Annotated in this window: 11 protein-coding genes; 6 read left to right on the forward strand and 5 right to left on the reverse strand. The window is 55.9% G+C overall.

Annotation, left to right across the window (positions count from 1 at the left end):
- Positions 1-107: 107 nt before the first annotated feature.
- From CRD20_RS04900 to yidC, 3 genes are all read left to right on the forward strand, one after another.
- Complete coding sequence (locus tag CRD20_RS04900; RefSeq protein WP_255468722.1) at positions 108-1,865, forward strand: alkaline phosphatase; 1,758 nt, start codon at positions 108-110, stop codon at positions 1,863-1,865.
- Positions 1,866-2,213: 348 nt separating this feature from the next.
- The gene (locus CRD20_RS04905; RefSeq protein ID WP_069359719.1) at positions 2,214-2,567 is read left to right on the forward strand and encodes an Lsr2 family protein; all 354 of its coding nucleotides are present in this window, start codon (positions 2,214-2,216) and stop codon (positions 2,565-2,567) included.
- A 196-nt stretch (positions 2,568-2,763) separates the two neighbouring features.
- Positions 2,764-4,122 carry a membrane protein insertase YidC gene (yidC, locus tag CRD20_RS04910; protein WP_187404442.1) on the forward strand — a complete coding sequence of 453 codons (1,359 nt, stop codon included), beginning with the start codon at positions 2,764-2,766 and terminating at the stop codon, positions 4,120-4,122.
- Between the two features lie 53 nt (positions 4,123-4,175).
- Here yidC and CRD20_RS04915 read toward each other — a convergent pair whose 3' ends face one another.
- From CRD20_RS04915 to CRD20_RS04925, 3 genes are all read right to left on the reverse strand, one after another.
- Positions 4,176-4,796, reverse strand: coding sequence for a TetR/AcrR family transcriptional regulator (locus CRD20_RS04915; protein WP_048731284.1), 621 nt, complete (start codon positions 4,794-4,796; stop codon positions 4,176-4,178).
- A 375-nt stretch (positions 4,797-5,171) separates the two neighbouring features.
- Positions 5,172-5,465, reverse strand: coding sequence for a GlsB/YeaQ/YmgE family stress response membrane protein (locus tag CRD20_RS04920; protein WP_187404962.1), 294 nt, complete (start codon positions 5,463-5,465; stop codon positions 5,172-5,174).
- Between the two features lie 344 nt (positions 5,466-5,809).
- On the reverse strand, positions 5,810-6,709 hold the full coding sequence (locus tag CRD20_RS04925) for a universal stress protein (protein ID WP_005510554.1): 900 nt from the start codon (positions 6,707-6,709) through the stop codon (positions 5,810-5,812).
- A 297-nt stretch (positions 6,710-7,006) separates the two neighbouring features.
- Between CRD20_RS04925 and CRD20_RS04930 the strand changes: the two genes are divergently transcribed.
- Genes CRD20_RS04930 through CRD20_RS04940 form a run of 3 tightly spaced genes read left to right on the forward strand, consistent with a single transcriptional unit; the run spans position 7,007 to position 11,496 of the window.
- A complete protein-coding gene (locus CRD20_RS04930) occupies positions 7,007-8,038 on the forward strand; it encodes a pseudouridine synthase (RefSeq protein WP_187404963.1) in 1,032 nt (343 codons plus the stop codon).
- A 17-nt stretch (positions 8,039-8,055) separates the two neighbouring features.
- Complete coding sequence (locus tag CRD20_RS04935; protein WP_187404964.1) at positions 8,056-8,850, forward strand: ABC transporter ATP-binding protein; 795 nt, start codon at positions 8,056-8,058, stop codon at positions 8,848-8,850.
- A 21-nt stretch (positions 8,851-8,871) separates the two neighbouring features.
- A complete protein-coding gene (locus CRD20_RS04940; RefSeq protein WP_187404965.1) occupies positions 8,872-11,496 on the forward strand; it encodes an ABC transporter permease in 2,625 nt (874 codons plus the stop codon).
- Positions 11,497-11,608: 112 nt separating this feature from the next.
- Here CRD20_RS04940 and CRD20_RS04945 read toward each other — a convergent pair whose 3' ends face one another.
- On the reverse strand, positions 11,609-12,052 hold the full coding sequence (locus CRD20_RS04945) for a DUF2871 domain-containing protein (RefSeq protein ID WP_070642574.1): 444 nt from the start codon (positions 12,050-12,052) through the stop codon (positions 11,609-11,611).
- Between the two features lie 90 nt (positions 12,053-12,142).
- A complete protein-coding gene (locus CRD20_RS04950) occupies positions 12,143-12,898 on the reverse strand; it encodes an SDR family NAD(P)-dependent oxidoreductase (protein ID WP_187404966.1) in 756 nt (251 codons plus the stop codon).
- Positions 12,899-13,053 lie beyond the last annotated feature (155 nt).

The raw sequence follows: 13,053 nt of genomic DNA on the forward strand, positions 1-13,053 counted from the left end.
ACTGTTGTTGAACAGCAACAGTCGCGCTTTTGCTCTTATTACCCCCGTATCGGGCTATTTTTTCCCACCAATGGCGCTACGGACTGAGAACTACTGTAATGAGGGCTATGCCATCTTCAGATAAATCTCAGACTGCAGCCTCGAATCTGAACGGTGCGGTCTCGTACAGCGACGCAACAGCCCAAAAGCCATTCACCCCTTCTCGTCGTGCCGTACTGCGTGCCGGCGCTACCGGTGCTGCTGCCGGAGCCATCGGCCTGGCAACCGCTACCAGTGCGGGGGCCAATCCTGAGTCACAGTCCCCAGCTAATGCTGGCGGTTCCGGTGGTTTTCAGGTATTCCAACACGGCGTGGCCTCTGGCGACCCACTGCCGGACTCGGTTCTTATCTGGACTCGTGTGACCTCACACCCAGGCGATACCGCAGGTGCAAACCAGGGCCGTCCTGTTGCACTGAAGTGGGAAGTCGCTTCTGATGAGGGCTTCGGCAACATCGTTGCCTCTGGTGCCCTGAACACCGACCCGGATGCTGACAACACTGTCAAGATCGATGTCAAGGGTCTCTCCGCTGATTCCTACTACTTCTACCGCTTTACCGTCACCGCTGGTGATCACGCGGGCCAGGTTTCCCCGATTGGCCAGACTCGCACTGCGCCGCCGGTGAACTCCTCGCCAGATCACCTGGGCATCGCGCTGACTTCCTGCGCTAACTGGGAAAGTGGCTTCTTCTCCGCTTACCGCGACATGGCGGAAAATGACCGCATCGACATCATTATGTGTGTCGGTGACTACATCTACGAGTACGAGGCCGGTGGCTACTCCGGCAAGGGCCCGGTTCGTGACCACAAGCCGGCTCACGAGATCATTTCTCTCGCTGACTACCGCCTGCGCTACGCCACCTACCGTACCGATGCGGACCTGCAGGAAGCTCACCGCGCAAAGCCGTGGATTGTGACCTGGGACGACCACGAGGTCGCCAACGATGATTGGCACAGTGGCGCTGAGAATCACGACCCGGAGACCGAAGGCGACTACATTGCCCGCCGCGACGCCGCTATCCAGGCTTACCTGGAGTGGCTGCCGGTTCGCGCGGTCCCGTTCTCCCAGGGCGGAAAGCTCTACCGCAGCTTCCGTTTCGGCGATCTCGCCGACCTGACCATGCTGGACCTGCGCACCTACCGCGACCAGCAGCTGAAGTTCATCCGCGCTGGCGAGACCGATGATGAGAACCGCTCCATGCTCGGCTCTGAGCAGTTCAATTACCTGCTCGGCCAGTGGCGTTCCTCGAGCGCAAAGTGGCGTGTCGTGGGCAACTCCGTCATGTTCACTCCAGTGCTGGTTCCGCCGCTGGATCCGGAGGCCACTCGCGCTGTCACTGAGCTGCTGAGCTTGCCTCAGGACGGCCTGCCGTACAACTTGGATCAGTGGGATGGCTACGCTGCTGAGCGTCGTAAGCTGATTGACATCATGGGTAAGGAGGGCTACGACAACGTTGTCTTCCTCACCGGCGATATTCACTCCTCCTGGAACTGCAACGTACCGAAGGTCCCGGGCCAGTACCCGAGTGCCGGTATTGCCGCCATTGAGATTGTCTGTACTTCCGTCAGCGCCCCGAACATCGATGACATTGTGAAGCTGCCTCAGGACAACCCGATTTCCTTGGCTGCTACCGCTGGACTCAAGGCTGCGAACCCGTACGTCAACTACCTCGAGTTCGACCGCCACGGCTACACTGCCGTCTACTTCGGCCGCGAGGACGTTACCTCTGAGTACCGCCTTGTCGAGGTCAAGGAAGAACCGAACCAGCCGCTTTTCGTCGCCGCTACCTACCGCGGCAAGCCGGGTCAGGGCATGACCCAGGCTTAAGCGCCTTCTCGTCCTTTCGCTTTACGACGACTACCGAGAGCGCACCCCGCATTGCGCCCTCAGTGGCGTAGTTGCTGTTCACGACGGCCCTGCACAACATGCAGGGCCGTCTTTTTATTACCCCAAGTTCTTGTGCACAATTAATCGAATTATTAACAAACCATGTATTCAATATAAGTTGCACAATCAAGCTAAATTATCGTCAATAGACATTAAATTTCTTTGCACTTATACTGTGGGGGAAAGAAAATAGGGCTTGATATTAATTTGAAATTTCACCGTATTGAAGTTTCACCGTAAGCCTTCTTCATTATTACAAGTTCAGCACCAAGCTTAGGCAGGGATTCTATGGCACGCCGCGAACTAATTCAGTACATCGACGACCTCGATGGGACTCCACTTGATTCCGCAGACCACCAAGTCGTTCGTTTCTCTTTCCGCGGTAAGAACTACATTCTCGACCTCTCTCAGGAAAATGCAGAGAAGTTCGAGCAGGTATTAGAACCGTATATTGCGAAAGCTTCCATTGATCACAGCACGGTTGTAGCTCCGCGTAAGCGCTCTTCCGCTAATCCCAATGCCGCTGAGGCCCGTGATCGCAATCGCAAGATTCGCCAGTGGGCACGAGAGAATGGCATGGATGTTGCAGACCGTGGTGCGCTGCCAAAGCACATTATTGAAAAGTACGAGAGCGCTAACTAGTTCTCACCCAGGTCCATTTGCCTTCCACTGGGTTTCACCCAGGTTTACTATCTTTAAAACAGGGTCCCGCCACAGCGGGGCCCTGTTTTAAAGTTGGGGCAGGTAATTCGAGTCGCTAGGATAGCGGCTGGAATTGGCACACCGGCCTCATCCGGTTGTCTTACTTTTCTTATCCTTGACATGGAGGAGTCGGCCCGTGGTCATTTTGGAACCATTTGTTTGGCTGGTCTCGTTTGTCCTTAAGGCGTGGCACCTTTTACTGGCCTCAGTATTTCACCTGCCGTCTTCTCTGTCCTGGACGCTTTCTCTCTTCCTGCTGGTGTTTACGGTGCGTGGCGCTTTAGCGTTTCTCGCGTTCCAGCAATTTATCTCGGCGCGCAAGACAGCCAACCTACGGCCGCAGCTTTTTATGCTCAAGGAGCGCTACCGCAGGAGCATCGAGCCGAACTCGCCACAATACGTAAACTTTGCCAGCAAGGAAATGCGCAAAGCAGAGGGAATTAAGACCTCCGTAATGCTGGCGCCCCTCTTCGTCCAGATTCCCGTGATTATGGGCCTTGTTCGCATGCTGAGGCACATGCTGCGGGCGTCTGAGGGGCCTGGGCTGCCTGCGTCTCATAATGTCGGATTCATCTCTAAGGATGAGATCTCCGACTTTCTGAGCGCGACATTCTTGGGACAGCCTCTACCCGCATATCTGCGCATGGACCCGGCGCAACTGCAAATCCTCGGGGGCAATCATGATTCGCTGTTAACTTTCTGCATTATCGGCATCGTGGCAGCGGCCTTTTTCACCGGTTTTAACTTGGTCATTTCCTACCGCCGGTTGCAGCGCACTCTCGACTATTCCAATAGCGTCAGTGTATTCCTCAGCAAGTTCATGCGCGTAATGCTTATCTACGCACCGCTGATGATCCTCTTCGCGGGGTTCTTTGGCCCAACACCTGTGGCTCTAATTGTCTACTGGGTCACCAATAACTTCTGGACACTGACCCAAAATATCATTCTCACCCGCTATGTGGAAAAGACCTACCCGCTCACGGACGATTTCCGAACTCTTCAAAACCACCAAAAGGGTGAATACGAATCGGAGCGGGAGGAAAAGAAGAAGTTAAAGCAGGCCAAGCGTCACTTTTATATCAAATCCGCATTCGCTCCGTGGAAGATAAAGCAGTTTAAGAGCGAATATGCCGCTATTGAGAAGGAATCGCGGGACCGTCGTAAAGCAAAGCAGGAAGAAGAATATGCCCAGGCTTTGAAAATTGCGAAGGTTCGCTACATGGTGACCCAGATGCGGCCTGGTGCTCAGGACAATTTGCCGTCCCTGACGCAGGATATGAAGATTTCCTCGGGTATAGTTCCGCCGCTTCCCGGCCTGGCTAAAGTGCGGGACGACATGAAACGACAAGCCGAGAAAGCTCAAAAAGCACAGAAACGGCCGAAGCCAATTCTGATTGCAAAGAACCTGGGAATGCTACTCGGCCAGAATACGAAGAATATGATTAAGAAAGCCACCGGCTCAAAGGAGTCGGACTGGAAACGCTTCCGAGATTAGCCCGTGAGTAAAAAGGCGAGAACTACGACGCGTTAAAAAAGGGAATTAAGTATTTACGTGACCAGGTCACGGGCCAGGTCGCGCGCCATCTGCAGCGGGTTCAGGTCTTTGGACATCTTGGCACCCGCGAGGCCGCCGTCGAGGTAGAGCAACAGCATATTTGCGTGAGCGGACGGCATACTAGATTCATTTTCAGTCAGCAGCGTGTGTAGCTGTTGCCAAACCCAGGAACGGTGATCGGCTGCGGCCTGACGGATGTCCTGCTCCGACTCCGTTTCCGGCCGCGGATATTCACTAGCCGCATTCTGGAAGTGTGAACCACGGAAGTCGATTGCCGGCTGCTCCGCAATACACTGATCAAAGAAAGCGAGAATCTTCTCCGCCGGGGTATCCAAAGAGGCCACTCGCTGCTCCCAAGCCTCCCGCCATTTGGCGTCAAGGTCTTGCAGATATGCGATGACTAGCTTGTCCTTGGATCCAAACAACGAGTACAGGCTAGCTTTGGCCACATCAGCTTCCCGCAGGATGCGGTCAATGCCGACGACTCGGATGCCCTCCGTTGTAAACAGAGTTGTCGCTGATGCCAGGAGGCGCTCCCGCGGACTGGGGCGGTTACGACGGCGAGAGGAAGCGCGGCCGCCTTTTGCGCCCTTGCCCGTTGTCGCTTCTGCCACGGCAGTACCTCTCGTCCTTCCAAAGTCACACCTCGTTCTAACAGCTGCTTACTCGCAAATACCGGCGTTAGCGCCATTGCTTTCAGAGCACTGAACAGGGCGTTCATAGTCTGTGATATTCCATTGTAGGCGTATCTGCGACTGTGCTTTTGTAAAAGAACAAACTAGTCAGTCTTTCAGCCTCTAGTCCTACTTTAGCGTGCGATGATTGCCGCCCCCAACAGATGTCACGACAATCGCAGAACGCCAACGTCACGACAACCGCACAACAAAAAGGGCATCTCAATGTTGATGAGATGCCCCGCGCTCTAGCTCACTATCCAGTAGATAGCCGCGTTACGACGCTTCGTGCATAGTCGCGCTGTTTTGCTTGGCTTACTTGCGCTTCTGAATCATGCCGACAATCCACAGCAGGATCACAGCACCAATCAGACAGGTCAGGAAGCTGAAGAACATTCCACCGCTCGCGACATCAAAGCCGACCCGGGTGAGCAGCCAACCGCCCAAGAAACCACCGACGATACCAACGACGATATTCAGGACGATGCCCATCTGCTCATCAGTGTTCATGATTTTAGAGCCAATCCAGCCGGCAAGACCACCGATGATAATCCAACCAACGAAGCCCAGAGTAGGGCTAAAGGAGGCAGCAAGAAGAATCTCGTTCATGATAGATATTCCTTTCCCGAAATCGTTCTGACTCAACTATAAGTCTTTCCGAAAACTCTTGCATACACTGCAAGCACTATCAGGCCATTTCGGCCACTGAGAAACTAGCGAGATAACAGTCGGATAGCCACAGGAAAACTCTTATAAAATCTGCACTTTCTGCATGAAAACAGGGTTTATGCAGACGAGAGGCCTCATTTGGATAAACCGAAGCCGGCCCCGACACCTGTCGGAAACCGGCTAGGTTCTACTTATAAATATTCGGTAACGGTTTCTACTCTCGGCGCTAACCGCGCCTCGACGACCGCCGCCGGCGTCTTTTCTCAGCCCCCTCGAAGGGCGCTTTAGGCGTCAGTCTCCGGGCGGACGACCATCATCGGGCAAGCAGCCGCCTGCAGGAGTGCACGCGAAGTGGAGCCGAGCAGCATGCCCTTGAAACCTCCGCGGCCATGGCTGCCGACGACCAGCAGCTGCGAGCCTTCCGAGGCATCAGCCAGAGCACGAACCGGGCGGTCGCGGGTAACAACCTTCTTGATGGCCACTTCCGGGTACTTCTTAGCGTACTTCTCCAGACGGTGGCCGAGCAGAGCCTTCTGCTCCTCTTCCACAACCTGCCACTGGCTCTGAGCTGCAGAAAGGCCAGCCAAGGAAGCCTGTACCTGCATGTCCATCCAGGTGTGAACCGCAATCAGTTCGGCACCACGAGCATCGGCCTCACGGAATGCGTACTCGGTTGCCTTCTCGGAAATGTCGGAGCCATCGACGCCGACAACGACAGGGCCGTACTTGGTCTCATCGGTTACCAGGTTATCCTCGCGGACAACAACAACCGGGCACGATGCGTGGGAAACAACAGCGGCGGAAACCGAACCCATGACCATGCCAGAGAGCCCGCCCAGGCCGCGAGAGCCCATAACCACCATGGTTGCCTGCTCAGACAGGTCGAGCAGCATGTCAATCGGGCTGCCCTCTTCAATCTGGTGGCTGACATCTACCGACGGTGCGAAGTCGAGGGCAATCTTCTTGGCCTCGTTAATCTTCTCCAGGGTCTCGGCCTCAAGATCGTCGTAAAGCTCCTGCGGCGGAACCATGCCCTCTGCGTAGAGGAACTGCGGCATGGAGTAGCTGCTGACCAGACGGAGCGGCTCACCGCGCTTCACTGCGGTGTTAGCGGCCCACTTGACGGCGGTCTTGGATGCCTCCGAGCCATCGACCGCGCACACAATGATGTTCTGCCTTGGCATTGATTGCCTCCTTATTATGCGATCCATAAAAATTGGCTCTCCGCGGCCCGACCGCAACGCAGCTACACCTATCGCACCTGCTTGGACGCCATTTTAATGGACAAGCTTTGCTATTTAGTCAACTCTTCCGAGCCAACCCTTTTATTACTTTCACCTCCACCCTACCCCCATTATGTTGCGACCGACAGGGCAGAATGTTGTCCGCCTACGCCATTAGGGGCGATACCAACACAGCCCTGCGCCAGCAGCTCCGCTTGCCCGCCGGGTGAATCCGGGGCACCTGTTAAAGTCAGCCGTATGCGTCGCATGCCACTGCCCATTCGCGATGGGCTCAACCCCTCCCGCATCGCCGCTCCCGGGCGTCGTGGCGATGCCCCCACCCGTGCGTGGGATCTGCTCGCAGGCGCTATCGCAGGTCAAACCTACCGCCACCCAGACGATGATGAAGCGGCTGTGGCCAAGCGTTTTGCAGATGGGCTCGTCGTTCGCGCCAACTCAGTGCCCTACAGTCCAGATGACATGGTGAAGCCCGGCGCGGAAATGTGGTTTTACCGCACCCCGGCACCGGAGCGCACAATCGCGGGGCCGATGCCGATTGTCTTTCAAGATGACAACCTTGTGGTCGTCGACAAGCCGTCGTTTTTGGCAACGATGCCGCGCGGCCGACACATTACGGAAACTGCTGTGGTTCGCCTGCGGCGGGAGCTGGGTAATCCGGAGTTGGTTCCCGCGCATCGCCTCGACAGGCTGACGTCGGGGTTGCTCATCTTTACCGCCCGGCGCGAGGTTCGCGGCGCCTACCAGGGGCTTTTCGCATCGGGGGAAGTCACTAAGCGCTACCACGCACTGACGTCGCCTACACCCATCGCTGACGCGGCCAGCGAAGCCCTGCCCGAGACCCCACTGGAATTGCGCACACGACAGCACAAAATTGCTGGCCAGATGCAGGCTTATACTCTCGAGGGCGAGCCAAACGCCCACACCATCATCGAGCGCATTTCGCTTGTCGACGTGCCTTCGGACGCCGACGGCCTCGCTGCCGACAGTGGTCGCGTTGCGCTGTGGCAATTGAAGCCCATCACCGGACGCACTCATCAGCTGCGGCTGCACTTGAGTGAACTGGGCTTTCCCATCCTGGGTGACCAGTACTACCCGGAGATTCTGCCGCTGGAGGCCGAGAATACCTCGGAGCCCCTGCACCTGGTCTGTGTTGAAATGAGTTTCGCTGACCCCGTGACTGGGGAACAACGAACGTTCCATTCCCGTCGCAGCGTTTTCAATCCGCTTTCGCTGCCGGATATTAATTCGCCGTTGATCAAATCTAATTAGAAGAGAGCCCCTCCCCCATGTCTGCCAAGCATGCAAAACGCCCCACCAAATCATCCGCTGAGTCTTCTTTGAAGCATTCCGCCCCACCAGCGGCGGCCTACGCTAAGGGGCTAACCAAGAAGTACGGTATCGGCAATGCCGCGGTTACTGCACTGGACCATGTCGATATCTCTTTTGCCGCCGGTGAGTTCACCGCGATTATGGGCCCGTCCGGGTCGGGTAAGTCGACTCTGATGCACTGCATGGCCGGTTTGGACTCCGCGACGTCGGGAAGCGCGTACATCGGTACGACAGACCTGTCGAAGCTGTCAGACAAGGAGATCACGGCGCTGCGGCGTGACCGCCTGGGCTTTGTGTTCCAGTCCTTCAACTTGGTGCCGACGTTGACGGCTGCGGAGAATATCACCTTGCCTATCAATATCGCTGGCCGGAAGGTGGATAAGCAGTGGTTCAAGGAAATCACCACACGTCTCGGGCTTAAAGAACGGCTTACGCACCGCCCCTCGGAACTGTCCGGTGGCCAGCAGCAGCGTGTCGCCTGTGCACGCGCCATCGTCAGCCGGCCGGAGATCATCTTCGGCGATGAGCCAACGGGCAACTTGGACTCGAACTCGTCGCGTGAGGTGCTGACAATACTCCGCGATGCGGTTGATGACATCGGCCAGACCGTCGTCATTGTGACGCATGATGCCACTGCCGCATCCTACGCAGACCGCGTGGTATTTCTCGCTGACGGCCGTGTAGTTGGAGAGATTCGCAATCCCACGCCCGCCGATATTTTGGCGCGCATGGCCGATATTGAGAATCTTTAGGAAGGCAGGTCGTCTCTCCCCATGGCATCATCGTCTTCCACGCTCGGCCGCGTCGCCTGGCGTAATATCACCTCGCACAAGTTGCGCCTCGTGCTCACAATTATTTCGGTCGTGCTGGGCACAGCCTTCATCACCGGCGCATTTGTGTTCACATCATCGCTGGACAAGGCCTTTAAGGGCGCAATGAGTACCGCTTATGACGGTGTCGACGTGGTGGTGACGGCCCCAGCTGACAATCCCGGTGCTCTCACCGAAGAAACCGCGCAGGAAATCGAAAGCTTCCCCGGGGTCCGAGCCCTCAACATTGGCGATCCCAACAACAGCATTACGGCCACGGGAGCCGACGGCAAGCCGATTCAAACCAATGGTTCGCCATCGATGGGTCTTCCCTACTATCCAGCGGCCGAAGCGGTGGGCAACAAGGTCACGGTTACCGAGGGGCACGCGCCGGAAACACCAGGTGAGGTGGTCGTCAACTCCACCACCGCCGAACTCGGCAACCTCCACGTCGGCACTGAAATCAAAGTAGCCACCCGCCTCGATCGGGCGACGGTGAAGGTTGTCGGCATCGCTGATACCTCCATCGACGAAACCGGCTACCTCGCGGTCTTTTTCACCCAGAATCAGTGGCGCAAGCTCTACGGCGCGGACAGCCATATGGACATGTTCACCCTCGCCGCCGATTCCACCACTGACGCTGCCACGCTTACCCGTGATGTCGCAGAAGCATTCCCCGAGCTCAAGGTAGAGGCAGGCTCTAAGCTCGCCGAGGAGGCCTCCGAACGTGTCTCCTCTGCCTTAAGCTTTGTCAACTACTTCCTCATCGCTTTCGGGCTCATCGGGCTGCTTGTGGGCATCTTCATCATCTCCAATACTTTCACCATGCTGGTCACTCAGCGCATGAAGGAGTTCGCTCTCCTCCGCGCCCTCGGTGCTTCACGACGACAGCTCACTGCGTCCGTCCTCTTGGAGGCATTCATTGTTGGCCTCATCGGTTCCGCACTAGGTGTCATCACGGGATTTGGGCTGAGCCAGGGGCTATTCATGCTTCTCGATGCCATGAGTATCTCCATGCCCGGCGACGGCCTGACATTCGAACCGGTGGCAGTCATCGTTCCTCTCCTTGTCGGCGTGGTAATTACCATGATTGCTGCCTGGACGCCGGCCGCCCGCGCTGGCGCGGTTCCTCCTGTAGAAGCCATGCGCTCTGGGGATCAAACAACCAGCAATAGTCTCAGTGCTCGGACGTGGACCGGCGCTGTGCTGGCGTCCGCCGCGATCGCAATCATTGCCTGGGCATTGCAGTGGAACGACGCAGAAACCAAGATTCGTGCCATCTTCGTTGGTGTCGGTGCAGTGATGGCCGTAGCCTCCGTCTGGCTTGTCGGCCCCGCGCTGTCCATGCCTCTGATCGGAGGACTGGGGCGCGTCGTAGGTGCGCCTTTTGGAACCGTCGGCAAGCTTGCGGCGACGAACTCCCACCGCAATCCGCGCAGAACGGGAACCACATCGTTTGCACTGACGCTCGGGCTTGCGCTGGTGACTGTGATTGGCATGTTCGGCGTGTCCATGAAGGAGGCGGTCAATGAGTGGTCAGAGACCAATCTGACGGCTGACTTCGTGCTCTCGCCACCTCTGACCGCGCATTCGGCCCTGCCTCTTGGTGTCGAGGATGCGGTGAAGGATATCGATGGTGTCGACGACACCGCAACCTTGTCGATTGGCGCGCTGCTGGTGATCCCGCCTGAGGAAGCCGCCACGATGATAGCTTCCGACGGCGAACAAACTGAAGTCGGACCGGAATCTAGTAATGCGTCGGTTTTCAACTCCAACGTCGGCAAATGGTACGGCACTCGCGCCATCCAGGGCTCCCTGGATCTGGCCGAGCCGGATGCGGGAATTGTCATCAGCGAATCAACAGCGAAAAAGAATGGTTGGAACGTTGGCACTGAACTCGCAGTGGTTTCCAAAGGCGGCATAACACGGCTCCCCGTCACCGGCATTTTTGCTGACACGAATGATCCAGGCCAGTCGATTATGGTCTCCGACGAAGCCGCCCATAAATATGTCAAAAGCAGCCACCTGTTGCCTTTCCAGACCTACGTCGATATTTCTGATTCCATCGCGGCAGACAGCGGCTCCATGCATGAAATGAAGCAAAAGCTTAGCGACGCAGTTGAGGACTACCTCGTAGTACAGGTGATGACTGCTAAGGAGTTTGCGGGTCTGGCTAATGCCTCTATCGATGTCATGCTGGGAATCGTCTACGCGCTGCTGGCCCTGGCGGTCATCATTTCGATTCTGGGAATTATCAATACTGTCGCGCTCTCGGTTGTCGAGCGCCGCCAGGAGATTGGCATGCTTCGGGCCGTCGGCCTGCAACGCTCGGGGATTCGCCGGATGATTCGCCTGGAATCTGTGGAAATCTCCATTTTCGGCGCGGTTGTAGGTATTGTCCTCGGCTTGTTCCTCGGCTGGTCACTTCTAACCGTGCTGAAGGATGAGGGCCTGAATACTATCGCGGTACCGTGGCTGCAGATCGTTCTCATGCTGCTTGGGTCTGCGCTTGTGGGCATTATTGCTGCTCTCGGCCCTGGTCAGAAGGCCGCGAAGACACCGCCCCTGGCCGCTATCGCAAACGAATAGTCGCCGTTATATGAAACCGCCCCGTGCAGATATTGTTTCTGCACGGGGTTTCTATTTCGCCTTATCGCCTACGCTGAATCAGCTATCCGGCTCACGCATTTCCGCTGGCAATTTATACGGTCGCGTTGGCCTTGCGAACCTCGCGTTCTCGATTCTTCAGCGCCTTATTGAGAAGCATAAAGAACCACACAAAGCCGACCGTCAGGATAATGTGGCCGAGCCCTGCAATTCCCGAGTACATCGCACCCCAGGCCTCCGGGCCTGAAACAACGTGCACGATACCGTTAGCCACCATCATGCCAATCGTCCAAACAATGCCGACATTCTGAACGATGAACCAGCGATCAAAGCCCTTGACAGCTGAAATATTGAATTGCCCATCCAATGCCAGCGCAACCAAGAAGAAAATCATGCCAAGAACAAGGAAATGCGTGTGCAGCGTATTGAGCTGCGTTTTATCCCCAAAATCCATCGCACGGGTAAATTCACGATAGAAAACGCCAGAAAACAGACCAAGACCAAGATAGACCGAAGCAGCTGTGAATAACTTACGCATACTTCGTAGCCTACTCAGATAACGCTGGCTTCTAAACGGACCAAACCCAAGGGGTTAAACGAAAGTTTGATTCCGCGAATCTAGACGGCCTCAAACTAACCGCGCGAATCGAGCCAGCATGCGTGTCGGCACAGCCTTAAAAAGGATCATCACCAGGCCATATAGGCCGGGCGCTACCTCCGCCCGACCCCTTTCCGCTGCACGTAACGTGCGCACCACTAGATAATTGAGATTCTGCTCCGACATAAGACGCAACTTCAACGACTTCGCCTGCTTCACGACGTCCCGGAGAGCGGTGGTCTTAACCTTTCCCGGGTAGCAAATAGTGACAGTTACACCATTAGGTTTTAATTCCTCCCTAAGGCTAATCCCCCAATGCCGAATAAACGCTTTCGATGCTGTGTACACCGCTAGTCCTGGAGTTGGTGCTACAGCTGAGATCGATGAAACGAGAATGATGTGGCCGTTCTTTTCGAATAGATCGTTTAGCGAGTAAACCGCTGCGACCGTACCGCGAATATTCGTCTGTATCATTTGATCAGCCTGCGAAAAGTCCTGGGTTTTAACATCGCCATAATTCGCATACGCGGCATTGAGGATTAAGTAAACTATCGTCGCGTGATGGCGCTCGACATAATTCCGGATTTTATCGCCAAAATCATCATCGGACTGGTCTAGACGAAGATGGCGAAGACGAGGACCTTGGCTCCTAGAGCGCTCAGAGTCCTCGCTGGAAGAATCATCGTTGTAGCTACGAGAAACACACCAAATTTCATCTAGGTCCGGACGTAGCTGCCCGAGTTTATCGGCGAAGACGGCGCCTATGCCCCGAGATGCTCCAGTCACGATTCCCACTCGCATGAATTCCAAGATACAGCCGACTGAGTCGAGCAATTAAAACGGCGACGACGAAGCGTGCCACATAGGAATGAGCAAACGAACAAAAAATGCAGCATTAAAACGCTAGTTAATTCCGTTTACTCGTGGGTACAAAAGTGGGT

Origin of the sequence: Corynebacterium sp. LK33 (assembly GCF_014334955.1) — a bacterium.
GTDB classification, from domain to species: Bacteria; Actinomycetota; Actinomycetes; order Mycobacteriales; family Mycobacteriaceae; genus Corynebacterium; species Corynebacterium jeikeium_D.